28 protein-coding genes and 1 pseudogene are annotated in these 26,250 nt (G+C 41.8%); 4 read left to right on the top strand and 25 right to left on the bottom strand.

Annotation, left to right across the window (positions count from 1 at the left end; all coding sequences use genetic code 11):
• Positions 1-12: 12 nt before the first annotated feature.
• The 7 genes from EG2_RS10900 to EG2_RS10930 all read right to left on the bottom strand — a co-directional run bounded on the left by EG2_RS10900 (position 13) and on the right by EG2_RS10930 (position 5,266).
• The gene (locus tag EG2_RS10900; RefSeq protein WP_005472183.1) at positions 13-978 is read right to left on the bottom strand and encodes an ROK family glucokinase; all 966 of its coding nucleotides are present in this window, start codon (positions 976-978) and stop codon (positions 13-15) included.
• Positions 978-1,187, bottom strand: a complete 210-nt coding sequence (locus tag EG2_RS10905; protein WP_005472182.1) for a YqgQ family protein — start codon at positions 1,185-1,187, stop codon at positions 978-980. Before EG2_RS10905 ends, EG2_RS10900 begins: the two co-directional genes overlap by 1 nt.
• Before the next feature lie 18 nt (positions 1,188-1,205).
• Positions 1,206-1,886, bottom strand: a complete 681-nt coding sequence (locus EG2_RS10910; protein WP_060814782.1) for a rhomboid family intramembrane serine protease — start codon at positions 1,884-1,886, stop codon at positions 1,206-1,208.
• Positions 1,879-2,445, bottom strand: a complete 567-nt coding sequence (locus tag EG2_RS10915) for a 5-formyltetrahydrofolate cyclo-ligase (protein ID WP_060814783.1) — start codon at positions 2,443-2,445, stop codon at positions 1,879-1,881. Before EG2_RS10915 ends, EG2_RS10910 begins: the two co-directional genes overlap by 8 nt.
• 72 nt (positions 2,446-2,517) lie before the next feature.
• Positions 2,518-3,498, bottom strand: coding sequence for a FecCD family ABC transporter permease (locus tag EG2_RS10920; protein WP_060814784.1), 981 nt, complete (start codon positions 3,496-3,498; stop codon positions 2,518-2,520).
• Positions 3,495-4,478 carry a FecCD family ABC transporter permease gene (locus EG2_RS10925; RefSeq protein ID WP_060814785.1) on the bottom strand — a complete coding sequence of 328 codons (984 nt, stop codon included), beginning with the start codon at positions 4,476-4,478 and terminating at the stop codon, positions 3,495-3,497. The genes EG2_RS10920 and EG2_RS10925 overlap by 4 nt, the downstream gene beginning before the upstream one ends.
• A complete protein-coding gene (locus EG2_RS10930) occupies positions 4,475-5,266 on the bottom strand; it encodes an ABC transporter ATP-binding protein (protein WP_060814786.1) in 792 nt (263 codons plus the stop codon). The genes EG2_RS10925 and EG2_RS10930 overlap by 4 nt, the downstream gene beginning before the upstream one ends.
• Before the next feature lie 170 nt (positions 5,267-5,436).
• Here EG2_RS10930 and EG2_RS10935 point away from each other — a divergent pair, with 170 nt between their 5' ends.
• Entirely contained in the window at positions 5,437-6,390 is a 954-nt protein-coding gene (locus tag EG2_RS10935; protein WP_060814787.1) for an ABC transporter substrate-binding protein, read from the top strand.
• Positions 6,391-6,511: 121 nt separating this feature from the next.
• The gene (gene rpmG / locus EG2_RS10940) at positions 6,512-6,676 is read left to right on the top strand and encodes a 50S ribosomal protein L33 (protein WP_369914469.1); all 165 of its coding nucleotides are present in this window, start codon (positions 6,512-6,514) and stop codon (positions 6,674-6,676) included.
• Positions 6,677-6,969: 293 nt separating this feature from the next.
• Here rpmG and EG2_RS10945 read toward each other — a convergent pair whose 3' ends face one another.
• Positions 6,970-7,527 (bottom strand): nucleoside/nucleotide kinase family protein, encoded by a 558-nt coding sequence (locus EG2_RS10945; RefSeq protein ID WP_060814788.1) that lies wholly within the window; start codon positions 7,525-7,527, stop codon positions 6,970-6,972.
• A gap of 181 nt (positions 7,528-7,708) precedes the next feature.
• Here EG2_RS10945 and EG2_RS10950 point away from each other — a divergent pair, with 181 nt between their 5' ends.
• On the top strand, positions 7,709-7,984 hold the full coding sequence (locus EG2_RS10950; RefSeq protein WP_003126838.1) for a hypothetical protein: 276 nt from the start codon (positions 7,709-7,711) through the stop codon (positions 7,982-7,984).
• Positions 7,985-8,033: 49 nt separating this feature from the next.
• Here EG2_RS10950 and EG2_RS10955 read toward each other — a convergent pair whose 3' ends face one another.
• The 4 genes from EG2_RS10955 to EG2_RS10970 form a co-directional block, all read right to left on the bottom strand.
• Positions 8,034-8,492, bottom strand: coding sequence for a hypothetical protein (locus EG2_RS10955; protein ID WP_003126837.1), 459 nt, complete (start codon positions 8,490-8,492; stop codon positions 8,034-8,036).
• 67 nt (positions 8,493-8,559) lie between these two features.
• Positions 8,560-8,925 (bottom strand): thioesterase family protein, encoded by a 366-nt coding sequence (locus tag EG2_RS10960; RefSeq protein WP_060814789.1) that lies wholly within the window; start codon positions 8,923-8,925, stop codon positions 8,560-8,562.
• Between the two features lie 19 nt (positions 8,926-8,944).
• On the bottom strand, positions 8,945-10,159 hold the full coding sequence (locus EG2_RS10965; protein WP_060814790.1) for a CCA tRNA nucleotidyltransferase: 1,215 nt from the start codon (positions 10,157-10,159) through the stop codon (positions 8,945-8,947).
• The gene (locus EG2_RS10970) at positions 10,146-10,496 is read right to left on the bottom strand and encodes a nucleotide pyrophosphohydrolase (RefSeq protein ID WP_060814791.1); all 351 of its coding nucleotides are present in this window, start codon (positions 10,494-10,496) and stop codon (positions 10,146-10,148) included. The genes EG2_RS10965 and EG2_RS10970 overlap by 14 nt, the downstream gene beginning before the upstream one ends.
• Positions 10,497-10,632: 136 nt before the next feature.
• Between EG2_RS10970 and EG2_RS10975 the strand changes: the two genes are divergently transcribed.
• Entirely contained in the window at positions 10,633-11,535 is a 903-nt protein-coding gene (locus EG2_RS10975) for a YitT family protein (protein ID WP_060814792.1), read from the top strand.
• A 172-nt stretch (positions 11,536-11,707) separates the two neighbouring features.
• Here EG2_RS10975 and EG2_RS10980 read toward each other — a convergent pair whose 3' ends face one another.
• The 13 genes and pseudogenes from EG2_RS10980 to EG2_RS11040 all read right to left on the bottom strand — a co-directional run bounded on the left by EG2_RS10980 (position 11,708) and on the right by EG2_RS11040 (position 26,214).
• Positions 11,708-12,265, bottom strand: coding sequence for a YpiB family protein (locus tag EG2_RS10980; protein WP_060814793.1), 558 nt, complete (start codon positions 12,263-12,265; stop codon positions 11,708-11,710).
• A gap of 9 nt (positions 12,266-12,274) precedes the next feature.
• A complete protein-coding gene (locus EG2_RS10985) occupies positions 12,275-13,534 on the bottom strand; it encodes a tetratricopeptide repeat protein (RefSeq protein ID WP_060814794.1) in 1,260 nt (419 codons plus the stop codon).
• A complete protein-coding gene (locus EG2_RS10990; protein WP_060814795.1) occupies positions 13,535-14,584 on the bottom strand; it encodes a hypothetical protein in 1,050 nt (349 codons plus the stop codon).
• A gap of 166 nt (positions 14,585-14,750) precedes the next feature.
• Positions 14,751-16,004, bottom strand: a complete 1,254-nt coding sequence (gene ilvA, locus EG2_RS10995; RefSeq protein ID WP_060814796.1) for a threonine ammonia-lyase IlvA — start codon at positions 16,002-16,004, stop codon at positions 14,751-14,753.
• Between the two features lie 13 nt (positions 16,005-16,017).
• Positions 16,018-17,016, bottom strand: a pseudogene (gene ilvC / locus EG2_RS11000) (ketol-acid reductoisomerase); the annotation flags it as partial.
• Positions 17,017-17,054: 38 nt separating this feature from the next.
• Entirely contained in the window at positions 17,055-17,531 is a 477-nt protein-coding gene (gene ilvN, locus EG2_RS11005; RefSeq protein ID WP_060814798.1) for an acetolactate synthase small subunit, read from the bottom strand.
• 6 nt (positions 17,532-17,537) lie between these two features.
• On the bottom strand, positions 17,538-19,235 hold the full coding sequence (ilvB, locus tag EG2_RS11010; protein WP_060814799.1) for a biosynthetic-type acetolactate synthase large subunit: 1,698 nt from the start codon (positions 19,233-19,235) through the stop codon (positions 17,538-17,540).
• Positions 19,235-20,926 (bottom strand): dihydroxy-acid dehydratase, encoded by a 1,692-nt coding sequence (gene ilvD, locus EG2_RS11015; protein WP_060814832.1) that lies wholly within the window; start codon positions 20,924-20,926, stop codon positions 19,235-19,237. Before ilvD ends, ilvB begins: the two co-directional genes overlap by 1 nt.
• 407 nt (positions 20,927-21,333) lie before the next feature.
• Positions 21,334-21,609, bottom strand: a complete 276-nt coding sequence (locus EG2_RS11020) for an HU family DNA-binding protein (protein WP_003126821.1) — start codon at positions 21,607-21,609, stop codon at positions 21,334-21,336.
• A gap of 234 nt (positions 21,610-21,843) precedes the next feature.
• On the bottom strand, positions 21,844-23,154 hold the full coding sequence (gene der / locus EG2_RS11025; RefSeq protein WP_003126818.1) for a ribosome biogenesis GTPase Der: 1,311 nt from the start codon (positions 23,152-23,154) through the stop codon (positions 21,844-21,846).
• A gap of 167 nt (positions 23,155-23,321) precedes the next feature.
• Entirely contained in the window at positions 23,322-24,530 is a 1,209-nt protein-coding gene (gene rpsA / locus EG2_RS11030) for a 30S ribosomal protein S1 (RefSeq protein ID WP_060814800.1), read from the bottom strand.
• 307 nt (positions 24,531-24,837) lie between these two features.
• Complete coding sequence (cmk, locus tag EG2_RS11035; protein WP_060814801.1) at positions 24,838-25,509, bottom strand: (d)CMP kinase; 672 nt, start codon at positions 25,507-25,509, stop codon at positions 24,838-24,840.
• Between the two features lie 78 nt (positions 25,510-25,587).
• Positions 25,588-26,214: an SAG1386/EF1546 family surface-associated protein gene (locus EG2_RS11040; RefSeq protein ID WP_060814802.1), complete on the bottom strand. Its 627-nt coding sequence runs from the start codon at positions 26,212-26,214 to the stop codon at positions 25,588-25,590.
• Positions 26,215-26,250 lie beyond the last annotated feature (36 nt).

The following is a 26,250-nucleotide window of genomic DNA, read 5'->3' on the forward strand; positions in this document are numbered from 1 at the left end:
ACCTATTCCTCTCTACTTTGCAAATTGTAATGCTAATGACGCAGCGCCGATCACACCAGCATCATTCCCTAACTCAGCTAATTTGATTTCCGTGCTTTCCGTTACTTGCGGGAATGTGAATTCTGCAAAGTAAGCTGCTACACGACTACGTAAAAATTCACCTGCTGCTGAGACACCGCCACCCAGTACAATACTTGAAGGATTCAGTGTATTGCCCAAGTTTCCACAAGCAAGGCCTAAATAGAAGCAGACTTTATCTACTACCATCAATGCAAACGGATCTTTCGCTTGGGCCGCTTCAAAAATATCTTTGCTGGAAATGTCTTCGCCATTATCCAGATTTTTTTTCAATTCAGAATCGCCAGCATACTCTTCCGCCAAATGTCTCGCTACCCGAACGACACCCGTCGCACTTGACACGGTCTCTAAACAACCACGTTTCCCGCAAGTACATTCAAATCCTTCTGGATCTACAGTAATATGGCCGATTTCTCCTGCACATCCTGCTACACCATGCAAAAGTTGTCCTTCCATGATGATTCCACCGCCAACGCCTGTACCGAGGGTGATAAAGATCACATCCGGATTGTTATCACCTGCGCCTTTCCAGCGTTCGCCTAACGCAGCAACATTGGCATCGTTATCGATAGCAAAAGGAATCCCTGTCCCTTTTTCAATCGCTTCTTTGACAGGTTGCAGCGTTTTCCAGTTCAAATTGTAAGCACCGATAACTGTTCCTTTTTTGCGATCGACACTTCCTGGAGTCCCCATACCGATCCCAATGAAGTCTTCTGCTTTCATGCCATATAAATCCAGACGATGATTGATTGATGCAATGATCTCTGGTACGATGTGAGAACCCTCATCAAGAATATTGGTATCGATACTCCATTTTTGTTGAATCTCTCCTTCAGAAGTCAACACAGCAAACTTGACTGTTGTTCCTCCTAGATCAATCCCGATGATTTTTTTGTCCATCACTTATTTTCCTCCCGGCTTTCTTCAATCCGATGTTCACGCTTTAAAATGCGCCAAGCGGTCAAATAGGTATCTCGATCGATCAAACGGCTGTCATAAAGATTTTTGACTTCCATCTGAATCAACTCGATATCATAGATTCGCTTGCCAACATAAATATAGACACCAAATTGTTTCAATAGTTGTTGTACGTCATATAACGTTTCCATAAACACACTTCCTGCTTATTATACAAGTATTTGATACTTTTTTAAACCATATATCACAAAAACTGCCAGTAAAAAAAGAAAAACAATGGCGGAAAGAATGCGGGTATGAATCGAATATTTCCCGAAGTTCTTTGGTAAAGCCAATGCATTGCCTAAGATGAATCCTCCTAAGATTCCTCCGACATGTCCCCAAATATCAATCGATTGATCAAATAGACCAAATACGAAATTCAAAACAACGAACAATGCAAATTGACGAACCATCGCTTGGATCTGGTAATCATTCTTAAAGTGGAGTCCCAGAATCAGAAAAGCACCAAACAGACCAAACAATGACGTGCTCGCACCTGCAGATTGTACACCGGCCTGATTAAAGGCAAAACTCATCGCGTTCCCCATAATCCCACTCATCAAATACAAAATGAAGAAACGAGTATGACCGTAGATGGCTTCCACCTGTTGTCCCATAAAATAAAGAATAACAGAATTCACTGCAAAATGAGCGAGACCAAAGTGAATGAAAATCGGCGTTACAAAACGCCAATACTCGTTCATGTAAGCAACATAAGGGCCAAACATCACCCCCATCACTTGAGTCATCGGACTAATATAGCCGATAATAAAGACTAACGTCTGGATGGCTAAAAACGTATAAGTAAAGATTGGACGATTAAGCCAGCGTTTCATTTGTTTATTCATTGTCTACTCCTTTTTCTCCGAAAGAAACTTTATCAGTGATTATTTTCTGGACCGGAATATCAAAAGAATCAGGTTGCCACCGGGCATCAAATTGTTCTGCAAAAACCAATGACACAGTTTTCCCTTGGAAATCTGCCAGAAACCGATCATAATAACCGCCGCCAAAACCAATCCGGTATCCCTCAAGAGAAAAAATCAAACCAGGAACGATCAAAAGATCCAGATCCAATGCATCGATTTTTGTTTGAGAAAGAGGCTCTTCTACCCCAAAACTGGAAAGCTGATATTCTGTCTGTGGCTCTACTTGATAAAAGTGAAGTTTCTTTCCCACAGATCGTGGCACGGCAATTTGTTTGCCAGAGTGAAATCCGCGCTCAAAAATTAGCTTTGTATCAAATTCAAACGGCAATGACCGAATCACGCCAATGGATTCTGCTTCGAGCCACTCTTTGGAAGCAAACAACAAAGACTGAATGATCCGCTCTTTAGTTTGCTTTGCTTGTGGATCCAGTTGCTTGAGTCGGGTTAGCCCTTGTTCACGCAAAATTTTTTTATCCATAATTAACCAACTCCTACTCCGAATAGTACCAAAAACCGGACTCAAATAGCAAACGCAATCGTGAAAAAATTCTCACGACTGCGTTTTTTGACGAATCAGCAAAAACAAAAAGTACGGAGCACCAATGATCGCAATCACGATACCAGCAGGAATTTCGCCACTTTGTAGTAAAAGACGGCCGACTGTGTCGCTGACTAGTACCAAAATAGCACCAATCATTCCCGCTGCTATCAATGCCCAACGAGATTCTTTGCCAATCAATCGTTTAGCGATATGGGGCGCTAACAAACCAATAAAAGATAAGTTTCCAGTATAGCCAACACTGCTTGCGGCCAGGCCAATCGCTACGAACAATAAACCGGTACGCAAAAGATTTAGGGGAACGCCTAAACTGATCGCCTGTTCTTCTCCAAAACCCAGCAAATTGATCAAAGGTGTAATCAAGAATGCCAACAATCCTAGAAACAAGAACCAAGGCAACAAACTTAGCACTTGCGTCCACGAAGTTCCCCAGATAGCCCCCGAAAGCCATGCCGTAACAAAACTATATCGTTCTTTTGACAATTGAACAGTCAATAATAACGACGCAGAAGCAAGTCCAGCATTAATAGCAATTCCAGATAATAAAATCCGCTCCATTGAAAGCAGCTGCCGCTGTTTATAAGCGATAGCATAGACTAGCAGTGCAGCTAATAGTCCGCCGATCATACCAATTAGTGGTAACAGCTGGGAGCCCTGGGCATAAAAGCCTAAGTAGAGCATGACACATAAGCCAGCTCCATTATTGATTCCTAAAATACTTGCATCCGCCAACTCATTTCTAGTTACTCCCTGTAACAAAAAACCTGAGAAGCCAAACGCACTTCCAGCAATCAGTGCCAGTACTGCTCGAGGAAGTCGGAAATCGAAGAATATCAATGACTGGCTAGCTGTTAGAGTTTGCTGCCAAAGAGCGAGCCAGAGATCAAAAGAAAAGAATGTCTTTCCCACCATGATACTGCCACAAAACGCCAGAAGAACCAAAACAAAAAGGATACCGATTTTTTTCTTCATAGCTGTTCCCTCCGAATCTTCACTAATAAGAAAGGAACCCCAATCAAAGCCATCATGATTCCAAAAGGCGTTTCAAAAGGTGGCTGAATGATTCGTCCTACCCAATCTGCCAAGATTACCAGTATTCCCCCCGCCACTATCGTCAAAGGTAAGATCATTTGATAATTTTTGCCAATCAGTCCGCGAATCACATGAGGGACCATCAATCCAATAAAGCTGACCGGTCCCACCAGTGAAACAGCCATCCCGGCTAATAGAACAACTACGGCTAAAGAAACAAGTCGAATCCGTTCAGGATGTTTGCCTAAAGAGATTGCCGTCTCATCTCCCATAGCCAGCAAATTCAAAGACTTTCCGAGTCCTAGGATGATGAAGAGCGCCACCAGATAAATAGGGGTGATCACTTGTAATTGTGTCCACGTTACATTTGCTGCACCGCCAATAAACCAAAAGGCCAAATCTTGATTCAAATCAAATTGTAAAGACAATACTTGACTAATCGCAGAAAAAAAAGAACTCAATGCAACACCCGCTAGAATCAATCCAGTCGGCGTCATACCGATCCTTGAATACTTCGTCAACAAAAATAAAAAAGAAGTAGCTAGAAAAGCGCCTAAGAAAGAAAACAACGCAGCCTGATTCGGTTGTAGTGAGGGAAACAGGATAAATGCAACGGCTAATCCGACTGCAGCCCCACTATTGATTCCTAGTAAACCGCTATCTGCTAGCGAATTTTTAGTGACTCCTTGCATGATGGCACCAGTTACAGCAAAACAGCTGCCAACAATAAATGAAGCACAGATCCGCGGCAAACGGATATTTCTAATCACTTGATGGGTTTGATTTTCTGGATCAAATGCACGAAAGGCCTCTTTAATAGTTATTAAAGGAATATCAGCTGCTCCTTGCGTCAATGCCAGAAAAAACACAGCAACCAATAATCCGCTTAGAACAAGCAAAAGAATCGTAAATTTCTTCATGTGTTGGCTCCTAATTCATAGGTCAAAAGCAACGGTTTCGAACTATTGGGAAACGTACCTAAAACGGCTTCGATAGCGAACAATTGTTGGAGCCATGAATGTGTCAAAACTTCTTCTGGTGTCCCCCAAGTCATTAATTGACCTTCTTTTAAGGCAAAAATATAATCAGAAAATCGAGATGCATGATTCAGATCGTGAATCGACATAATAATCGTTTTCCCATATTTTTCATTGATTCGTTTTAACAATAACAGCACTTCTAATTGATGTGCCGGATCTAAAAAAGTCGTCGGTTCATCTAAGATAACAATCTCTGTATCTTGTGCCAAAGCCATAGCGATCCAAACCCGCTGTTTCTGACCTCCTGAAAGCGTATGAATACTAGCATCCGCTAGTTCGGTCAAATCTGTCGCAGCTAATGCCCATTCAATGGCTTGATAATCTTTTGCGGTCAACCGACCTAACCCTTTTTGATAAGGAAAACGACCATAAGAAACGATCTCTCGAATGGTTAAGCCGATGGAAGAATCACTGACTTGTGACAACAAAGCAATCTGGCTTGCGACTTCCTTTGTTTTGATTGTTTGTAGATTCTGTTCATTTAGATAAACTTCCCCTTCCATAGGTAGCAGAATTCGGGCTAATGCTTTTAGAAAAGTCGACTTGCCACTACCATTAGGACCGATCAAACCAATGATCTTCCCTTCTGGGATGTCGATTGTTATCTTTTGCACAATTTTTTGTTTTTGATAGCCGACAGTCAAATCGACCGTGCGTAAGTTTGCCATATCTTTCCCTCAAAATTCTATTGATAATGATTATCAATTATGACGGTTTTCCTTCTATCCGTCAATGCTTCAAAGCAAAAAAACTAGGGATTGACAAACCGCTTTTTCTTCGTGATAATGGCAAAAAGAAGGTGAGAATGATTCTCATTTATCCTATAAGGAGGAACCTAATGAAAAAACGAACCACAAAAACACTTTTTTGGCTGTCTTGTGCTCTGATTAGCTTAACAGCATTGAGTGCTTGTTCAGCTAATTCCAATAATACCAAGTCATCTTCCTCAGCTGAGACGGCAACACTGAAAGATGCGGCTGGACATGAAGTAACAATCCCCGATGATCCAAAGCGAATCATTGGCAGTTATTTAGAAGATTACTTAGTAGCCTTGAACGTCACACCTGTAGCGCAATGGACCGTTGGTAATAACAGTGATCAAGGCTATTTGCAAGAGAAACTAAGTGATGTACCAAGGATCAACTACGACTTGCCCTATGAGGACGTCTTAAGTTATGAACCAGACTTGTTGCTGATCGACAGCAATACGATGGTTGAAGGGGATAAATATGCACAATACAGCAAAATCGCCCCTACTTATGTAGTCAAAAATGGTGAGGATGTCTCTTGGCGAGACCGTTTGACAGATATCGCAAAAGTTCTTCATAAAGAAGATCAAGCAAAAACCGTAGAAAAAGACTATGATGACTTAGTAAAAACAACTAAGCAAGAATTTTCAGGTAAAATCAATGGGAAGTCGGTGGCTGTTCTCTGGGTCACCAACAATTCTGCTTTTATGGTTGCTGACGACCGTTCCAGCGGTCAGCTCCTCTATCATGAACTAGGATTCTCTGTACCGCCACTTGTTTCTGAGATCAGCAAAACAGCAACAGCTGACTGGTCTGCCGTTTCTTTGGAGAAATTAGCTGAATTAGATGCTGATTACATGATTCTAGTAAATAGCGATCAAGGCGCCGACTTTTTCAAAGACCAAGTTTGGCAAAATCTTAAAGCGGTCAAAGAAGGAAATCTTTGGGAGTTTGGACCTGAATCCAGCTGGCTGTATAACGGCCCGATTGCTTATACAAAAATGATCGAAGACGTGAAAAATAAATTGGATGAAAATAGTTGATTTCAATCAAAAATTCGTCAAGTAAAATTACTTAACAAATTTCATTAAACTACTAGCATTCCTTTGCCAAACATGCTATTATATTTTAGTCTGAGAGAAATCTTAGAGGATTCTTGAATATATGGGAGGGAAAAACATGCGCGTAAACATCACATTAGAGTGCACTTCTTGTAAAGAACGCAACTACTTAACAAACAAAAACAAACGTAACAATCCTGATCGTTTGGAAAAGAAAAAATATTGCCCACGTGAAAGAAAAGTTACTTTACACCGTGAAACAAAATAATTCATTTTAAGTCGACTGCACTTGCTGATAATCAAGCATTGCAGTCGGCTTTTTATTTTTGTGCTATCCCCATAAGTTCACTTTAAAATAGATAGATGACAAAAGCGTAAGTTGTTTTTAATTGTTAAAAATGCTATTTTTCAACTACAGGATAAATATGCGCATAAATAATAATACAGAAAGGGAAAGTATAGAATCAAAGAAAGCTTTGCTTACCCCCATATTCCCTTTTTTTATCTCTCAAAAGATCACCTTATTCTTTGCGTGACAAGTGGTTTTCCAAATTCCAACAATCATTCTGCGAAAATCGTTTTTTCCGCTAGAACTTCTTCTTTGAACCAAGTCATTTGGTCTTGAAGATCAATCGTCCCATCTCGAATATAATCTGCTTGTGGAGAAATGATTTCTTCGTGCATCAAAAAAAGCGGGCGCGCTTCCTCTAGATACCCCGTGACCCAATTAATAATTTTCTCTGGCTGTTGTTGAAAGTCTCTAATGATTAGTCTACCTAAGACAATATCCAGAGGTGTTCTTAAATAAATGACCTTGTCGATAGAAGGTGCGAGTTGCTGATGGACATACCCAAACGGAAAATCGATCAAGATCAGCGTACAGTGATGAATGATTTGTTTTAGGTCATTTATCAATGGTTGAATATCAAATTGATTGATTGCTTCGTAGGGTTCTTTTAACAGAGCCTCAGAGGATGGCGCACAAGGCAATGCATCGATACTATAATCATCAAAAGATAAAACTGCTGTACCGGGACATAGATTGGCGACCTTTTGGATAAAGGTGGTTTTCCCTGAAGCAGTCACTCCACTAACAACGATAACTCTTGCTTTTTTCATTTGTTTCTCCTTTGTTTTCATTTTCTGTTTAAGTCTTGCGACACACCTAGCTGTTTCTTCTAAGCGCGAAGTAGTTTAGATGCAATACCAAACAGGTGTTTAAAAATTTACTAATTCATATAGATTTTTTTTACATTACTCCGGAAATAAGGTAACTTATCATATAAAGGAGCGTGATCGTGTGAAGGTAGACAAAATCGAATATAAACGAGTAATCAATGATGCCGGACATCTTGAATATGATCTTTTGCAGTATCTTGAAAAAAATCGCGAGAGTGCTTCTCCGGAAATCAAACGTACTGAGATCGATTACTTGATCGATCATGATATTCAACACCGCATCATCCAAAATGCTCGTAAAAGCTTGCTTGGAGACAAAATCATACTTAAAGATGCCGTCAGCCAAGACTATCTTTTATTAAAAAAATATACCGACTTTTTTCGCACTTATCAGTGATTGTAATGAAAAAGCAGAACCAGAGAGAAGCTCTCAGTTCTGCTTTTTTTTATTCTTCAAAATGTTCTTGGTAAACGTCTTCGACTGTTTGGTTTGGATCAATCACAATATACAAGCTTTTTGTTTTTTCACTGATTTTTGTTGATTGATAAACGTTATCTAATCCTTCAGTATCTTTGTCTTTGTATGGGAAATACACAAGATCAGGTGTTCCATTGCGGTAAAGAATTTCCATTCGTTCAATATCTTCGTATTTCAAAGCGCGGGCGAACATACCTAATTCCAATCCACCTAAATTGATATCATGTGTTGCAACATGATCCCCTTCTTGGAAGATTTCAATTTTGAATCCTGCACAAGGATGGATCTCAACAAATTCGCTTCCGTGGATGCGGCCAAAACTAGTAGTGATTTGCTTGATCCACAAATCTCCAATATAACGGCGCTCAATCGTCCATGTTTCTCCATTACGGAAATAAAATTTCAATGCTTTCATTTCTCTTGCCATGACATAACGCTCCTTTTTTTTAATAATACATTTCAATTTTAACACATTGTCCGCTAAGGAGCACAAATTAACTTTCTTTCTCGCTCACTTTTTTTAAAAAACCTTCGATATCGACCACCGCTCGATGATGTGTACCTGTCGCTAACAGTTGATTGTTTTCATAGACACGAAAAGCAAACCCATAGGTCTTTTCATTCGAGATCTCTTCACAGCATACCTGAACGGTTGCACCGATTCCTGAAGCCGCCCGGTGCTCGATCGTAAATTGTGTTCCTACTGTTGTCTTACCAGACGCTATACGCGATTCCAATGCTTCAAAACAGACAGCTTCTACCATGGCAGCCAAACGAGGGGTCGCTAAGACAGGCAGTCCTCCGGATCCAACTGCAAGAGCCGTATCTTCCTCGGTAACCAAAAATTCTTTTTCGATCATTGTTTTCTCACCTGCTTATTTATGGGTTATTTAATACGATTGTTTTAGCAAAAGCCAATAATGCTTTCTCTTCATTTGCGACTCGTCTCTCAATCACCGCTTTTTCGGCAGCTGCTAGCACTTCTTTCATCCAAGGACCGCCGGATTGGTCAAAGTGGCTCAGCAAGTCGCGCCCATTGATGGCCAAGTCTTTAAGTGAATGGATTGGCAACGCCTGGTAGCGAGCTTGACTAATAGAGGGATCTACCTCTTGACCATAATAGTACATCAATTCTTCTGATAGTCGAGCGGCCTCGCTGCCCAGATGGTACAATGCTTCATCACTAAACGGCCCTGCTTTCCGCAGCAATACTCCCTCGAATAATGATTGGACCATCCGAATCAATTCATTGGAACACTTCCATTGCTTCAAAAAAGGACGAACTTCTGCTGTAGAAAGTCCAATCTGGTCAATCAATAGTGTCCAGGCAGAAGCTTCATTGTTCAATGGTCTCTCCGGTAAATCAGCCATTCGCAACAGAGCTTCACCGGCTTGTTTCAGTCCTGGACAATAGAGATAACATTCAGTCGCTACAAAAGCCTTTAAAGCTGAATTGCGATGTGCCCCTAACAGCAATTTGACGAACTCGATGGTGATTCTCTCTACGGATATTTTTGCCAATAGCTGATGATTGTCATAAATTGCCTCAAATGTTCGTGGTTCCAATGCAAAGCCCAATTGACTGACAAAGCGCAAGCCCCGCATCATCCGTAGTGCATCTTCATGAAATCGTTCGTGCGGCTGACCCACTGCTCGCAGAATTTTCTGTTGCAGGTCTGCCAGTCCATCAAACAAATCAATGATTTCACCATCTTTTTTCAGAGCAAAAGCGTTGATCGTAAAATCTCTGCGCTTCAAATCTTCAGCCAAAGAGCGCACAAAAGCAACTTTGTCTGGCCGACGGAAATCTTGATAGGCTTCTTCTGTCCGAAAAGTCGTGATCTCATATTGTTCATTTTCCCATAAAACAAGGACTGTTCCGTGCTCGATACCCAAATCGATGGTACGAGGAAAAAGTTCTTTGATCTCTGCTGGAAAGGCACTTGTTGCAATATCTACATCATGGATTGGCTGTCCTAAGATTGTATCTCTGACACTCCCTCCCACAAAGTAGGCATCAAAACCGGCTGCTTCGATTCTTTGCAATACAGGGATTGCTTGTTCAAATTCTTGTGGTAACTTAGTCAGCTTCATTCGTTTTCCCATCTTTTCTTTCAAAGCGATACGCATCTCTGCGGTTGAACTTTTTCATATTGGATTCAAAAACTTCCGTCAAATCGATACCCATGGAATTTGCCATGATCATGGTGACAAAAAGGACATCACCTAGTTCTTCAGCAACTGTTTTCTCGACTTCCGTCTTCTTCTTGGCCTTTTCCCCATAGTGATGATTGACTTCCCTTGCCAACTCGCCGACTTCCTCAGTAAGTCGGGCCATCTGTGCTAAAGGGCTGAAATACCCCGCCTTGAATTGTTGGATATAGGCATCGACTTCTTCTTGCATCTCATATAGTGAACGTTTTTCTGTCATCCTCTTCACCCTTTCTTTCACATTTTAGCAAAAGAATACGCACCTGCCTAGATAGAGGATCGACTTGCTCATATTGTTTAATGCCAAATTTCGTGCTAAATTGGTACTTGTGAGATTTAGAAATGGAGGAAACAGGATGCGATCTTTTTTTTCGTGGCGGACAGTCCGCGATATTGCCTTAATTGTTCTAGGAACGAGTGTCTATGGTTTTGGTCTCGTCTATTTAAATATACCTAATGATTTAGCTGAAGGCGGCGTCACCGGAATCACGTTGATCATGCGCGCATTATGGGGCATCAATCCCGCTTACAGTACACTGATTTTGAATATCCCAATCATTTTGCTAGGAGGTAAGATTCTTGGCAGACGTTCGCTAGTCTATACAGTGATTGGAACCTTTGGTCTTTCATTTTGGCTAGGTTTCTGGCAGACGGTGCCATTATTGATCGATCTGCAGCATGACTTACTGATCGTTGCGTTACTCGCAGGACTAATTGCCGGGATCGGCAGTGGTATTGTCTATAAAGTTGGTGGGACAACAGGTGGCGTGGATGTATTAGCCCGGATCCTAGAAAAGAACTTTGGGATCACGATTGGTCGTTCTCTCTTGATCTTTGATGTTTTCGTTCTATTGCTTTCCTTAACCTATATCGATTTGAAACGCATGATGTACACGCTAATCTTTTCCTATGTTTTCGCTCGCGTGATTGATTCGATCCTAGATGGCGGCTATTCAGCAAAAGGGATCATTGTTATCAGTAATCATAGTGAAGAAATTGCTCCTGTCTTAATGAATGAATTGGAACGAGGCGTCACCTTTTTAAATGGGGAAGGAGCCTATTCCGGTGGTAATAAACGGATCATTTATATGGTAGTAAGCGGCCGGGAAATTTCAGAGGTCAAACGGATCGTTGCCGACTTCGATCAACAAGCGTTCGTGTCGGTGATCAATGTCCATGAAGTTGAAGGGGAAGGCTTCACTTATTTACGTCCTAAATCACGATTTTTGCAACGCAAGGCAGCAAAATCAAAAGGATAACCCCATTCTTCCATCCTATCTAATTATAAAGAAAAAACCGCAAGAAACTTGATTTCTCCTGCACACTGTTGCAAACGACGAACGCTCGGTGCTGGGAGTCATCTTCTTTCTTGCGGTTCTTTTCTGTTCCACTAGTTTTTATTACTTCACAGAGCGCTTTTTAATAGCTTTATTAATGACTTTTTTCTTTTTGATCGAGTTTGAAGCGGTTGACTTCATCCGATAATTCCAAAAAAGCATCCCGATCCCCATTTTCCAAAGCAAGATCGATTTGGCGGTATAATTTCTCAATTTTTAACTGCATAGCTTCTTTGTCAAGATATTCTGTCACATTTTTTTGTACTTCTTCGTCAACATGGTCATTCCACCGTTCAAAAGGGTTGTCCTCCAGAACAGCTAAATAAAGTGGTTTTTCCCAAGGATTTGGAAAGATACATTCTAAATAAAGCGGCTGTTTCCAATTCATCCTGATTTCGTGAAAAATTTGATCGATATCATAAAAGGTTTGATTCTGGATCGTCAATACAAATGGCTCACCGCCAATCTCTGTACTGCGAACACTCAACCCCCGATCTGTCTGCATCGCCCCTTCAACAAAATGAACATTTGTCAAAATGGCTTCATGATTTGCTAGGTAGTTCAGAACCCAAGAAACTTCTCGTCGGCTGAATGATACAGTAGAAACTAACCAATTGAGAAATTTTTTCTTTTCTTGTACATTGATGTTCATTTCCCTCACCTATCTTTCTAATAGATCCTCCACGATTGATTGCACTTCCAGATCACCCGGTTCGTGAGCCAGATAATGTCTCAGTAAAGGTAGAGCTTCTGATAATCGTCCTTCTTCTCTTAAGAACAATCCATATTCTTTCATAAAAGCTGGTTCATGCTGCAATCCTTCATTAGCTTGTTCATAGAACTTCGCTGCTTGGTCAAACTCTTCTAACGCGTTATAAGCCTGTGCTAAATTCCATAGAGCATGGGGTTGTTCATTGTCTTCCATCTTCTCGATAGCCAACACAGCTTCTTGCCAACGCTCTTCATTCAAATAAAGATTACTTAGTGTAAGAAGGGTTTCATCTTCTTTTTCCCCCGTCTCAAGGGCTTTTAATAAGAAGGACTCGGCTGCTTCGCTGTCATGCAACCGATACGCATTTTCTGATGCAAAATGATAAAAATCCACTTGAAATGGATCTTCATGGATTCCTTCTTCAATGACAGTTTGTGCCTCTTCCAGTTGCTCTTCTTCTTGTAATGCCTCTGCTAAATAGAGATACAAGGAACGGTATTGCGGATTCAGTGCCCGCAACTGCTGCAAATATCGAATCGCATGCTCATTTTCTTTTAATTGTAAGTAAACTAAAGCGGTTTGGAATAGACGGTCATCTGTTTGATCCTCAGCTAGACTTGCTTCCAGATATTCGATGGCTTCTTCAAATTTCCCAGCCATACTCAATGCGGCTCCGGTCCGTTCCAATAAGGAAATACCTGTGATTTCCTGGATATTTTCACTTAGTAATCCTTGATAAAACTCTGCCGCTTCTTGATAACGGTCGGTTGAAAAATACAATTCCGCTAGTGCAAAACGAATCAGCGATTCTTTGGGCAGCAGCTTTTGGGCTTCCAATAATTTTGCTTCACTGACTTCAGGGATCCCAATCAATTGATAGAGATCAGCACTGCTCAATAATGCTCGTGGATAAAAAGAGCTTTGCGGTGTGATCCGATCTAGATAATCAAAAGCTTCGTCGATTTGATCATTTTCCATAGCGATTTCTGCTAACGATAGCAACCATTCTTCATTTTCGGGGTCACGTTCTTGCAGTGTATCAAATACTTCTCTTGCTTCTTCTAAAAAGCCGATTTGGATCAATTCTTCTCCTAATTCGGCTAAGACTTCATTTTGATCTGATTGCAGGGCTTTTGCAAAATTCAATTGTGCATCAGCTAAATTCTCGGCTGCTAATGCCTGTAACATTTTTTCACTATATGTTTCCATCTAAGTTCCTCTTATCTGATTGATTATTGTTTGGTAAGCGCTCATTGTCTGGACGAGATCCTCTTCTAATGCGCTAGTTCTGCCCCCTATTGTACCAATTTCTGATAAAAAAAGCAGTTTTTTCTCTTTTTTCTGTAACAGCAGAACTTGCTGAAAATAGTCGCTTAAAGATAGTTGGTCAGGCAATACGAGGGGGTACCCCAATTGGTCAAGCCACAAGCAAAGCTTATCTAATTTGACTGCTAACTGCTGTTGTTGAACATTCCAGATTAAGTGAAAGAGTAGGCCATAAAAAAGTTTCATTGCATCAGACAGCAAATGTCCATTTTCCGTCTTATAAAAAGCATCTGTAAAGACTTGTCCATATTCTTCAAGTGCTGCACCATTTGCTTGATAGGCTTGGATCACCCGATCTGTATACGCTGCAAACGAACGATTGTTTACTTGTTTTTCTGTCAGAAACGTACGAAAGAGTTCCCGCAGAAAAGCTTGATCCGTGAGCAGTCCGCAACGAATCAATACAAGCAAGTCCACCAATTTCCCATCTTTTTGTTTTTCAGCAATCGTTTGATCGTATACGACCACTTGCGGTACATTGGGACTTTGCAAAACAGGGATATCTGGTTTCTTAACAATGATCGCAGATTCTTTGACACTTTTAGCTAACGCCCGTAAAGACACCGGAATCAACCAAAGATCGCTCGTCAGAATCGACGTGTAGTGAATAAAACTGCTTAACGCCAGCACGCCTTCATTGCCGAAACCCACGATCAAATAGTTCTCCTGTTTCGAAAAGCGGCTTAGGAAGGACATAAAGGCCTGAAATTCCGTAAAATTATTGCAATACATTTGATTGGTACAAATATACCAGCTGACTTCTTTGGGTAAAAACAAACGGGTCAGTTTTTCAGAGAAACGATCATAATACCGCTGATTTGTGAGAATGATGACTTGATCATTGGAAATTTCCTGCGTCCGTAAAACAGCATTCAATGTTTCTCCATACAAGATTTGCGTCTGCTGTTCTTTTCTAGAAAAGACAAATTCCATACATCCGCCCCCCATCTACGATTTGTTACTTCTATTATAACAAGAATCAACCATTTCACCTACTAACTAGCGAAAGGATGAGGGAAAGTCATGGATTTGAAATCAAAAAACAAACGACCTCTTTTTTAAAAAAGGTCGTTTGTTTCGTAACGCTTGGTTCATAAAATCAAACAAGAAGAGTATAGAGAGATTGATTGTCCCGCAAATCAATATATTGTGGATCAAATCTTGACATTCGCGCCAGTAGTGGGGGCAGATCTTCTTGCCTTTTTAGCAGAATCCCTAACAGTACTGGTCCTGTTCCGCGATTGATTTTTTTGGTGTATTCAAATCGAGTGATATCATCCGTAGGACCCAAAATATTGCTAACGAATTCTTTCAACGCCCCAGGTCTTTGAGGAAAATTGACTACAAAATAATGTTTTAGTCCTTGATAAATCAAGGACTTTTCCTCAATCTCTGCCATTCGAGTGCTATCATTATTGCCGCCGCTGATAATACAAACAACGGTTTTCCCTTTAATCTCTTCTTTGATCAATTCCAGAGCGGCGACACTCAGTGCTCCCGCTGGTTCTGCCACCACTGCTTGTTTGCTGTATAAGTCCAAGATAGTTTGGCAAATCAAGCCCTCATCTACCGCTACTAGTCGATCGACGTACTGGGCCGCATGCTGGTAGGTCAATTGACCGACTTTTTTGACAGCTGCTCCATCTACAAATTTATCGATCTGCTCTAATGTGGTCGGACCATGATTATCAAAAGCCGCCTGCATCGAAGCGGCACCTAAAGGTTCAGCGCCAACCATTGAGATTGTAGGCTGTTTTGCTTTCAAATAAGTTGCAACACCACTGATCAACCCGCCACCGCCAATTGCTGCCACAACATAATCGATAGAATAATTGCGCTGCTTTGCTTCTGCCATCAGTTCAACTGCCAATGTTCCTTGGCCTGCAATAATGGCGGGATCATCAAAGGGATCAATAAACGCCATTCGATGGTCTTTGGCATAGTGCTGGGCTGCCTCGGCGGATGCATCGAAGGTATCACCGACAAGTTCGATACGGACAAAATCACCGCCAAAAAACAAAACTTGCGCTACTTTTTGTTGTGGTGTCGTCGTCGGCATAAAGATAACCGCCGACACTTTCAATTCATGACAGGTATAGGCGACCCCTTGGGCATGATTGCCGGCACTTGCACAGACAACCCCCCGCTTCAGTATAGCCGGATCTTGCTGTGCGATTGCATAATATGCCCCCCGCAGTTTAAACGATCGGACCTTCTGAAGATCCTCCCGTTTCAGCAAGACAGTCGCTTGATACTTCTCGGATAAAAACCGATCATACTGTAAAGGTGTCTTTGAAACGACTGATTGCAAGCTTTCATGTGCTTGTTCTATTTGATCGACAGATACCAGCAATCACTGTTCCTCCTTAATCTTTCGTAACAAAAGGCATCATTTTTCTTAATTCTGACCCAACTTTTTCGATTGGATGATTCCCGTTTTGTTCCCGCATTTTTTTGAATTCCGGAAAACCAGCTTGATTATCCGCAATAAATCCTTTGGCAAACGTGCCGTTTTGAATATCTTTCAAGACATTCTTCATATTGGCTTTTGTTTGTTCGGTAATGATTCGTGAACCAGAGACATAATCCCCATACTCTGCTGTATTGGAGATTGAATCACGCATCTTGGCGAAGCCTCCTTCATAAATCAAGTCAACAATCAGTTTCATTTCGTGACAAACTTCAAAATAGGCTAATTCTGGCTGATAGCCGGCTTCTACCAGTGTTTCAAACCCAGCCTCGATCATACTTGTCAATCCGCCACACAATACGGCTTGTTCCCCAAACAAGTCTGTTTCCGTCTCTTCCTTGAACGTTGTTTCTAGTACACCGACTCTTGTAGCCCCGATTCCTTTGGCATAGGACAAGGCTGTCTCTTGTGCATTGCCAGTAGCATCTTGATAAACAGCAAACAACGCAGGGACAGCAAATCCTTCGCTAAAGGTCCGGCGCACCAAATGGCCTGGTCCTTTAGGTGCCACCAGGAAGACATCCACCTCTTGTGGAGGCGTGATGACCTCAAAATGAATATTAAAGCCATGAGCAAAGGCTAATGTATCACCTGCAGAAAGATTAGGCGCAATTTCCTTCTCGTAAAGTTCTCCTTGGATCTCATCAGGAGCTAAGATCATCACAACATTTGCTTGTTGTACAGCTTCAGAAACTGGAAGCACGGTAAAACCATCATTCTTTGCGTTCTCAGCTGATTTCCCTGCACGAATCCCGATCACGACGTCGTGCCCTGTATCCCGTAAATTCTGTGCATGGGCGTGTCCTTGAGAACCGTAACCAATGATTGCAATAGTCTTATCTCCTAAATTGTCTGTTACTTCGTTATAATATACTTTTACCATGTATGCTTCCCTCCGAAATCTTTTTTTATTAAAAGCAACTGTTCTTGCATTTAACCTCTAGTGAAACCTGTCACACCGGTACGGGCCATTTGCTTGATTCCATAAGGCCGCAACACGTCGATACAGGCTGCTACTTTCTCTGAGTCTCCCGCTACTTGAACCACGATAGTCTTCAATGCAACATCAACGATGTGGGCTCGGAATGGTTCAATCACAGCTTGGATCTCCGAACGTGTAGTCGTTGGCGCGTTCACTTTGATCAGCACTAATTCCCGTTCAATATGGGGGTCTTCTGTAATATCTGAAACTTTTAAGACATCGATTTGCTTATTCAATTGCTTTGTCACTTGTTCTGTCTCCAGTAGGTTTTCTGCGTTGATAATGATCGTCATTCGCGAAAATTCCGGCTGTTCGGTGGTCCCAACTGAAATACTTTCGATATTCACCTGACGACGATTCAACACACTGGTGACGCGGCTTAAAACACCAGCTTCGTTATGCACAATGGCGGCAAGGATACGTTTCATAGTCTTTTAAACTCCTATCATCTCATGATTGGCTTTTCCTGGTGGAATCATTGGCAGCACATGTTCCGTTGGCGAGATCAGTACCTCGATTAGTCGTGCACCAGGTTCTAGCAATGCATCGGCCAAATCGTTGATCAATTGATCTGGGGTTTCGATCCGCACACTATTGATGCCATATGCTTCTGCTAATTGGCCAAAATTTGGCTGTTTAGCAAATACAGAAGCAGAACGGCGTTCATTATGAAACGTTTCTTGCCATTGCCGTACCATCCCAAGAGAGCGGTTATTCATCAAAATGAATTTGACATCCAGACCATAATCATTTAGCAGAGCAAACTCTTGATTGGTCATTTGGAAACCGCCATCGCCTACAAAAACGACTATCTTTTTTTCAGGACAAGCAAATTTTGCCCCTATGCCTGCGGGGATGCCATACCCCATTGTTCCTAAACCTCCGCTAGTGATCAGCTGTTTGGGAAATCGGAAAGGATAGTATTGAGCGACCCACATTTGGTGTTGACCAACATCGGTAACAATAACGGCTTCCCCTTTCGTCAAGCGTCCCACTTCTTCAATCAATTTTTGCGGCTTGATTTCCTTTGTTTCCTCGCGGTCATACCGATAAGGATGTTCTTTTTTTCGTTTTTGACAACGATTGAGCCATTCCTTGCAATCTAATTCCTCCGCAGGATAGCGCAGCAACTGGGTCAAAGCTGCTTTCGCATCCGCCACGATCGGAATGGTTGTTTGAACGACTTTTCCGATTTCTGCAGGATCAATATCGATATGAGCAATGATTGCCTGTTGTCCAAATTGACTGCCGGCTGTTGCTAATCGGTCATCAAAACGTGAGCCAATATTGATGATCAAATCCGCTTCAGATAATGCCATATTCGCAGCATACGTGCCATGCATGCCTCCCATTCCTAAGAATAAGGGATGATCTGTTGGCACCAATCCAAGACCTAAGAGCGTGGTTACGATCGGCAAACGATGGGTTTCGACAAACAAACGCAATTCTTCGGCTGCATTGGCGGCACATACCCCTGCTCCCGCCAAGACAACTGGACGTTTTGCTTGTTTTAAACAATTCATCAATTTCTCGATTTGCAAAATAGATGGAAAGACGGTGGGTTGATAGCTTTTTCGCTCAATCGGCAGTTCAATGACTGCGGCTGTCCGCTGAAGCGTGACATCTTTTGGCAAGTCGATCACCACTGGACCTTTTCTACCCGTTGTAGCGATATGAAAAGCTTCTGCGATCACTCGCGGCAAATCATCGACATGTCTAACTTGATAATTATGTTTAGTGATCGGTAATGTGATCCCTAGAATATCCGCCTCTTGAAAAGCATCTTTGCCAATACCGGCTGTTGCTACTTGACCGGTGATCACCACTAATGGAACGGAATCACTCATGGCATCAGCGATGCCTGTTACCACATTGGTGGCTCCTGGTCCACTAGTCACTAGGACAACGCCGGCTTTTCCGGTGGCTTTGGCATAGCCTTCTGCTGCGTGGACAGCGCCTTGTTCGTGACGCGCTAAAATATTCGGAATCGCAGCATCGTAGAGTTGGTCATATAATGGCAAGACCGCTCCGCCAGGATACCCGAAAATCAGTTCTACTGCTTGTTTCTGCAAGCTATCGACTAACACTTCGGCACCGGTTCGAGTTACTTCATTCAACTGGATATTCTCCATTATGCTTCCTCCTCCTCGCTGATTTTCATGATCGCCCCGGTATTTGCTGATGTGACTAACGCCGTATATCGTGCCAGCCAGCCTTTCTTCACTTTAGCCCTAAACTTGGGACGTGTTTGTGCGCGCAGCATGAATTCTTCCTCTGAGACTAAAACTTCCAATGAACGATTTTGCAGATCAATCACGATGTCATCTCCATCACGGATCAAAGAGATCGGTCCACCGGCTGCCGCCTCAGGAGAGATATGCCCAACTGCGATCCCTCTCGTGGCCCCTGAAAAGCGTCCATCTGTGATCAGTGCAACCTCTTTGCCTAACCCTCGTCCAACAATACTCGAAGTCGGCGCCAACATTTCCGGCATCCCGGGACCTCCTTTAGGCCCTTCATAGCGGATCACCACGACATGCCCTTTTTGGACCGTATGATTGTCGATTGCGGCTACTGCATCATCATGAGAATCGAAACAAATTGCTTTTCCTTTAAAAAGCTGAATGCTTGGGTCAACCCCCCCCACTTTGATGACACTTCCCTGAGGCGCAAGATTGCCGTAAAGGATCGATAAGCCGCCGACAGGGCTGTACGGATTCTCCTTTGGATGAATCACTTCTTCATTTTTGATTGTCGCCTGAGCGACATTTTCCCGCAAGGTTTTGCCAGTGACTGTCAGCCGATCTGGATGGATCGCCCCCTCGATATCGACCAATTGCCGTATAATGGCAGAGACGCCGCCAGCTGTATGGACATCATGCATGGAATAAGCGGAAGATGGCGCAATTTTTGAGAGATAAGGAACTCGTTCGGCAATCTCATTGACCCGCCTCAAGTCATAATCGATCTCCCCTTCGTTCGCAATAGCTAATGTATGCAAGACGGTATTGGTAGAGCCCCCCATTGCCATATCAAGAGCAAACGCATCATCGATGGCTTCCTCTGTTACGATATCCCGGGGCTTGACTTGATTCTTCACTAAATCCATCAGATGGAATGCCGCTTTGCGAACAAGTTCCCGTCGTTCTTGCGAAACTGCCAGAATCGTCCCATTTCCTGGTAATGCCAATCCTAAGATTTCCAAAAGACAGTTCATGGAATTGGCTGTGAACATGCCGGCACAGGAACCACAGGTGGGACAAGCATTTTTTTCCATGAATTCAAAATCTGCCTGTGACATTTTGCCCTCTTTAAAGGCGCCTACTGCTTCGAACATGGAAGATAACGTCGTCTGATGGCCTCTAGGATCAATCCCGGCTTTCATAGGTCCCCCAGAGCAGAAAATTGCTGGCACATTGGTACGCATAGCTGCTAAGATCATCCCAGGCGTAATTTTATCGCAGTTGGGGATGTAAAAAACACCATCGAACCAATGGGCATTGATGACTGTTTCAGCTGAGTCAGCAATCAGTTCACGACTTGGCAATGAGTAACGCATCCCGATATGTCCCATGGCGATTCCATCATCTACCCCAATTGTATTGAATTCAAAAGGAATCCCCCCGGCTTCTCGAATGGCTTCTTTGGCAATATCTGCTAGTTCTCGCAGATGGACGTGACCAGGTACGATATCGATATACGAGTTGCAAATGGCAATAAAAGGCTTATTCATATCTTGGATATTTTTTACTTGTCCTGTCGCATAAAGCAAACTCCTTGCTGGAGCTGCCTCAATGCCTTTTTTTATCTGATCACTTCTCAATTCCATCATCTCCCGCCTATTTCATAAAAAAAAGCACCCCGGTTTATAATAAACTGGGATGCTTTGCCAGAATCCCATTTTACTTACGCAAATAGGACTCAAACAAACGGATAAATTTTGCTTCCGTGTTCTAAGTCCTGGTCTCAATAATAATGACTAATAAATATTGATTAAAATTGCGCATGAAAAATGGCTCCTTCATTAAAATATTTGCTGTTTTCTTGTAATTGTTTAATAATATAGCGCGAAAAAAAATTCTTGTCAATGAATTTTCTGAATTTTTTTGCAATTGATCCGATAAATGTACTTTTAGTAGACGGATCTACATTGGATTTTTGATGAAAATAGGGATAAGTAAATTTATGTACAAAAAAACCCTTGATTACTCAAGGGTTTGGAAGACTCAATTATTTCACTGCGTCTTTAAGAGCTTTACCTGGTTTGAATGCAGGTACTTTGCTAGCAGGGATCTTGATTTCTTCACCAGTTTGTGGGTTACGTCCTTTGCGTTCTGCACGAGAACGAACTTCAAAGTTACCAAAGCCGATCAATTGAACTTTTTCACCGTTAGCTAAAGCGTCTTGAATTGTTGAGAAGACAGCGTCTACTGCTGCTGTAGCGTCTTTCTTTGTCAAGTCAGTAGCTGCTGCAACTTTTTCGATTAATTCTGCTTTATTTGCCATGGATGGTTTCACCTCCTGATTATTTTTTTGATGTCATACATCAACAAAAATCTTGAGTGGTCCAAGGTTTTTGTCAAATATTGATATCCATCAATATTCTGATATAACGTTATCATAAGAACGTTGTAATATCAAGGATTTTAACGTTTTTACTACTGTTTTTTTTAGGATTTATCGTTTTTCTGTCAAAAGAATAGAATTCTTTGTCAAAAGCAGCAAAGTATGATAAAATCGCTACTTTCGTCTTCTTGGAATGATTCGAATCGGAGTTCCTTCAAAAGTAAATGCTTTCCGGATCTGATTCTCTAAAAAGCGCGCATAAGAAAAATGCATCAACTCTTCTTCATTAACAAAAATAACAAATGTTGGTGGCTTGACCGCAACTTGTGTCGCATAAAAAATCTTCAATCGTTTTCCTTTATCCGTTGGCGTTGGATTGATGGCTACTGCATCCATGATCACATCATTCAATAATGCAGAAGGGATACGCATGTTTTGATTCATGCTGACTTCTTCGATCAAAGCTGGCAATTGATTTAACCGCTGTTTCGTTGCCGCTGAAACAAAGATGATTGGGGCATAATCTAAGTATTGAAACTCATCACGAATCTCCGCTTCAAAGTCTCGCATGGTATTGGTTTCTTTTTTTAGCAGATCCCATTTATTGACAACTAGGATGATCCCACGGCCAGCTTCATGAGCATAGCCAGCGATTCGTTTGTCCTGTTCACGAATTCCTTCTTCTGCATTCAAGACCATTAGAACCACATCGGAACGTTCGATGGCACGCATCGCTCGCATGACACTGTATTTCTCTGTTGATTCGTAAACTTTTCCTTTTTTACGCATTCCTGCAGTATCAATCATAGTGAACTCTTGCCCATTTTCACTTGTAAAATGAGTATCGATCGCATCCCGGGTCGTTCCTTCGATATCCGAAACGATGACACGTTCTTCACCTAAAATCGCATTGATTAACGAAGATTTCCCGACATTTGGTCGCCCAATCAAACTAAATTTGATGATCGATTCGTCCTCTTCCTCTGCTTCTTCTGTAAAATGCTTAACGGCTTCATCAAGCACATCACCGATCCCTAATCCATGACTGCCAGATATTGGATACGGATCACCTAATCCTAATGTATAGAATTCATAGATATCTGCACGCATTTCTGGATTGTCGACTTTATTGACCGCTAGAATCACAGGTTTATTGCTCTTATACAAAAGGCGAGCAACAAGTTCATCTGCATCCGTCACACCTTCTCTGGCACTCGTAATGAAGACGATCACATCTGCTTCATCGATCGCAATTTCTGCTTGATGTTTGATTTGATCCATAAACGGCTCATCGCCTAAGTCGATTCCACCTGTATCGATAATACTGAACTCTCGACCTAACCATTCACCTGTTGCATAAATTCGGTCTCTCGTCACACCCGGAGTATCCTCAACGATCGAGATTCGTTCTCCGGCAATCCGGTTGAAAATAGTCGATTTCCCGACATTCGGACGTCCGACGATCGCAATTGTTGGATTTGACATTTTTTACCCTCCATTTATAAGAAGCAAACTGCTGAATACAGCTGCTTCTGCTTTTCAATCTTTCTTAGTTTACCTAATGCATCCCTAACTTGCAAGTCTTGATGACAAACAAAAAAGCAGCTTATAACAAATTCAAAAAACGAATCGTTATAAGCTGCTAGGCTAGATTATTCTTCGTCGTTATCTTTCAACGCATCGCCCAAGATATCACCCATGGTAAAACCAGTGGATTCTTCTGGTAATTCATAGTCATCTTCTGCAGGCACTTCTTCCGCTTCTTCGGCTTTTTCTAGTGCTTTGATGCTCAAAGCAATCCGATGATCGGTTGGATTCACTTCAAGAACTTTCACTTGCACTTGATCACCTTCATGCAACACTTCATGAGGCGTTGCAATATGTTTATGTGAGATTTGCGAAATGTGGATCAATCCTTCTACACCAGGGAAGACTTCCACAAAAGCACCAAAACTAGTTAGTCGTTTTACTACACCATCTAAAACACTACCAACGGGTGCTTGTTCTTCGATATTGCTCCAAGGCCCAGGCAATGTATCTTTGATCGATAACGATACGCGTTCTTTATTTGGATCAACGGATAAGACACGGACATTGACAGTATCACCAACAGATAAAACATCACTCGGTTTGCCTACATGGGCATGAGAAATTTCTGAAACGTGTACTAAACCATCAATTCCACCCAAGTCAACGAAAGCCCCAAAATCGGTCAATCGTGCAACTTTCCCTTCGATTTCTTGACCTTCATAAAGATCAGCTAGCAAGGCTTCTTTTTGTTTCTCTTTTTCAGCCTCAACCACTGCTTTATGGGATAAAATCAAGCGGTTCTCAGAAGGTTCGATCTCAACAATCTTAAAGGTAAGTGTCTTGCCTTTATAATCTTCAAAATCAGCTACAAAGTGGTCCTCAACCATCGAAGCTGGCACAAATCCGCGTACGCCAACATCAACAACTAAGCCACCTTTGACTACATTTGTTACAGGCGCTTCAATAATCTTACCTGCTTGGAAATCTTTTTCGATATCTTCCCAAACTTTCTTCGCGTCTAAACGACGTTTTGAAAGTAGATAGCTGCCGTTTTCTTTATCTTTACCGATTGCAGAAATAACAACTAACTCTAAAACATCGCCCACTTTGACCACTTCATTGATATCCTCAACAGGCAATGTAGACAATTCTTTTGCTGGAACGACTCCTTCTACACCTGCTCCTTCGATGCCAACGATCGCTTGTTTGTCTTCGATGGCTAAAACTTCACCTTTGACAATATCGCCAACGTTCACTTCTTGGAAATTATCCAAAGCAGCTTCCATTGATTCATTCCCATTTTCCACTTGATTATTTTCAAATTCTGTCATGTCTTGTGTCCTCCTAACCAACAATTGTACGTAAATGCACTACATCCCTTAGTTTAAATTAGAATGCCAAAAAAATAAAGCGATTTCGCTTATTTTCACAAAAAACTGTCAATAATTGTTCTCAAAAAACGTTTCCTTCACTATTTTGCTTCAAAATCACTATTTCATCCAAAAAAACTGGCCCCTCCGACCTAAAAACCCCAGATTTCGAACAATATTTCTACGCGAAAATTCCGATATTTAATGAAATTTCTCGTGAGAATCGTTCGGTTCTGTTTTTTTTAGGTCGACTAGCGCCAGTGGTTGATTATTCCATTTTTTGATCAACGATTTGCTGAATCGCTGCAACGACTTCTGTAATGGACATTCCTGTCGTATCAATGCGAACTGCATCATCGGCTTGTTTCAAGGGAGAGATTTCTCGATGAGAATCTAAATAATCCCTTTGCTCGATTTCTTTTTTTAATGTGTCAAAGGAGGTGGTGATTCCTTTTTGCTGGTTCTCTTTGTATCTTCTTTCTGCTCGTTCTTCTACACTCGCCACGAGAAAAACCTTTACTTCCGCTTGAGGTAAGACTGCGGTACCAATGTCGCGGCCATCCATCACAACACCGCCATTTTCAGCAATTTTTTGTTGCTGTTGGACCAGTTTTTCCCGGACTTTTTGGTAAGCAGAAACTTTGGAAACAGCGTTGGTTACCTCGGGCTGGCGAATCTCTTCTGTCACTTTTGTTCCATCTACAAAAACATCTTGTCCTGTTTCTGTTGGCGCAAAAGTGATTGGATAAATATCGATCAATGCCACAAGCCCGCTTTCATCTTCTAATGAGCACCCTGTTTTAAGAGCTAAATAAGTGATACTACGGTACATTGCCCCTGTATCCGTATAAACATATCCATAATGCTGAGCTAAAATTTTTGCCACTGTACTCTTGCCCGATGAAGCTGGACCATCGATGGCAATATTGATTTTTTTCATTTGTTACTCCTCGCTTCTCAACAACTACCGATCAACGGTCTTTTAACTTTCAAGAAAAAAAACCGCCAAAGCGGTTTTTTATTTAATTCGTAATGTATCGCCTGGGTAAAGCATGAAATTACTTGGATCGATCCCGTTTAATTGATACAAAGTCTCGACAGAAATACCTGTACGTGCTGCTACTTGTTCTGGACCTTCACCAGCTTGAACAGTCGTATATTGCTCTGTTCCTTGGTTGGTTTCTCCCTGATTCGCTGCACCTTGATTCGTCGTTCCTTGGTCTGCATTTCCCTGATTGTTCTGGGTGTTGTTTCCTTCTGCTTCACTGTTCGCTGGCTCTTCAGACTCACTGCTTTCAGATGAGGAAGATGATGATGACGAACTACTGCTGGAAGTAGATGATTCACTGACTTTTGTCGATGACTCAACAGTCGATGATTCTGTGCTGGCAACTGTACTGCTACTTGTTGATGAGGCAACAGTCGCTGTATCATTTGAGCGGTTTAAGACCCAAATCCCCGCGCCAACAGGAATTGCAACGATCAAGAAAAGTAAAACTAAGACGATCGTCAAAAAGAGTGAATTCCCGCGTTTTTGTTTCCGCTGTTGTGATCGTGAGACAGAATCTTCATATTCTGTATCATAAATTGGTTGTTCCCACGGTTCTTGATTTTCTGAATTAAAGTTTTTGTCTTTCTTGCTCACTCGTATTACCTCCTAATATCCTTCCGATGTATTATA

It is taken from the genome of Enterococcus gallinarum NBRC 100675, assembly GCF_001544275.1.
In the GTDB taxonomy this organism is placed as follows: domain Bacteria; phylum Bacillota; class Bacilli; order Lactobacillales; family Enterococcaceae; genus Enterococcus_D; species Enterococcus_D gallinarum.

What these genes read in the sequence shown, in the direction of transcription:
- EG2_RS10905 (WP_005472182.1), bottom strand. Translation starts at nt 1,187, where the DNA reads ATGGAAACGTTATATGACGTACAACAACTATTGAAACAATTTGGTGTC.
- EG2_RS10910 (WP_060814782.1), bottom strand. Translation starts at nt 1,886, where the DNA reads ATGAATAAACAAATGAAACGCTGGCTTAATCGTCCAATCTTTACTTAT.
- der (WP_003126818.1), bottom strand. Translation starts at nt 23,154, where the DNA reads ATGTCAAATCCAACAATTGCGATCGTCGGACGTCCGAATGTCGGGAAA.
- rpsA (WP_060814800.1), bottom strand. Translation starts at nt 24,530, where the DNA reads ATGACAGAATTTGAAAATAATCAAGTGGAAAATGGGAATGAATCAATG.
- EG2_RS10980 (WP_060814793.1), bottom strand. Translation starts at nt 12,265, where the DNA reads ATGAACATCAATGTACAAGAAAAGAAAAAATTTCTCAATTGGTTAGTT.
- EG2_RS10985 (WP_060814794.1), bottom strand. Translation starts at nt 13,534, where the DNA reads ATGGAAACATATAGTGAAAAAATGTTACAGGCATTAGCAGCCGAGAAT.
- EG2_RS10925 (WP_060814785.1), bottom strand. Translation starts at nt 4,478, where the DNA reads ATGAAGAAATTTACGATTCTTTTGCTTGTTCTAAGCGGATTATTGGTT.
- EG2_RS10930 (WP_060814786.1), bottom strand. Translation starts at nt 5,266, where the DNA reads ATGGCAAACTTACGCACGGTCGATTTGACTGTCGGCTATCAAAAACAA.
- EG2_RS10965 (WP_060814790.1), bottom strand. Translation starts at nt 10,159, where the DNA reads ATGAAGCTGACTAAGTTACCACAAGAATTTGAACAAGCAATCCCTGTA.
- EG2_RS10920 (WP_060814784.1), bottom strand. Translation starts at nt 3,498, where the DNA reads ATGAAGAAAAAAATCGGTATCCTTTTTGTTTTGGTTCTTCTGGCGTTT.
- cmk (WP_060814801.1), bottom strand. Translation starts at nt 25,509, where the DNA reads ATGAAAAAAATCAATATTGCCATCGATGGTCCAGCTTCATCGGGCAAG.
- rpmG (WP_369914469.1), top strand. Translation starts at nt 6,512, where the DNA reads ATGGGAGGGAAAAACATGCGCGTAAACATCACATTAGAGTGCACTTCT.
- EG2_RS10900 (WP_005472183.1), bottom strand. Translation starts at nt 978, where the DNA reads ATGGACAAAAAAATCATCGGGATTGATCTAGGAGGAACAACAGTCAAG.
- EG2_RS10915 (WP_060814783.1), bottom strand. Translation starts at nt 2,445, where the DNA reads ATGGATAAAAAAATTTTGCGTGAACAAGGGCTAACCCGACTCAAGCAA.
- EG2_RS11020 (WP_003126821.1), bottom strand. Translation starts at nt 21,609, where the DNA reads ATGGCAAATAAAGCAGAATTAATCGAAAAAGTTGCAGCAGCTACTGAC.
- EG2_RS10960 (WP_060814789.1), bottom strand. Translation starts at nt 8,925, where the DNA reads ATGATCGAAAAAGAATTTTTGGTTACCGAGGAAGATACGGCTCTTGCA.
- EG2_RS10935 (WP_060814787.1), top strand. Translation starts at nt 5,437, where the DNA reads ATGAAAAAACGAACCACAAAAACACTTTTTTGGCTGTCTTGTGCTCTG.
- EG2_RS10945 (WP_060814788.1), bottom strand. Translation starts at nt 7,527, where the DNA reads ATGAAAAAAGCAAGAGTTATCGTTGTTAGTGGAGTGACTGCTTCAGGG.
- ilvN (WP_060814798.1), bottom strand. Translation starts at nt 17,531, where the DNA reads ATGAAACGTATCCTTGCCGCCATTGTGCATAACGAAGCTGGTGTTTTA.
- EG2_RS10970 (WP_060814791.1), bottom strand. Translation starts at nt 10,496, where the DNA reads ATGACAGAAAAACGTTCACTATATGAGATGCAAGAAGAAGTCGATGCC.
- ilvB (WP_060814799.1), bottom strand. Translation starts at nt 19,235, where the DNA reads ATGGAGAATATCCAGTTGAATGAAGTAACTCGAACCGGTGCCGAAGTG.
- EG2_RS10975 (WP_060814792.1), top strand. Translation starts at nt 10,633, where the DNA reads ATGCGATCTTTTTTTTCGTGGCGGACAGTCCGCGATATTGCCTTAATT.
- EG2_RS10990 (WP_060814795.1), bottom strand. Translation starts at nt 14,584, where the DNA reads ATGGAATTTGTCTTTTCTAGAAAAGAACAGCAGACGCAAATCTTGTAT.
- EG2_RS10955 (WP_003126837.1), bottom strand. Translation starts at nt 8,492, where the DNA reads ATGGCAAGAGAAATGAAAGCATTGAAATTTTATTTCCGTAATGGAGAA.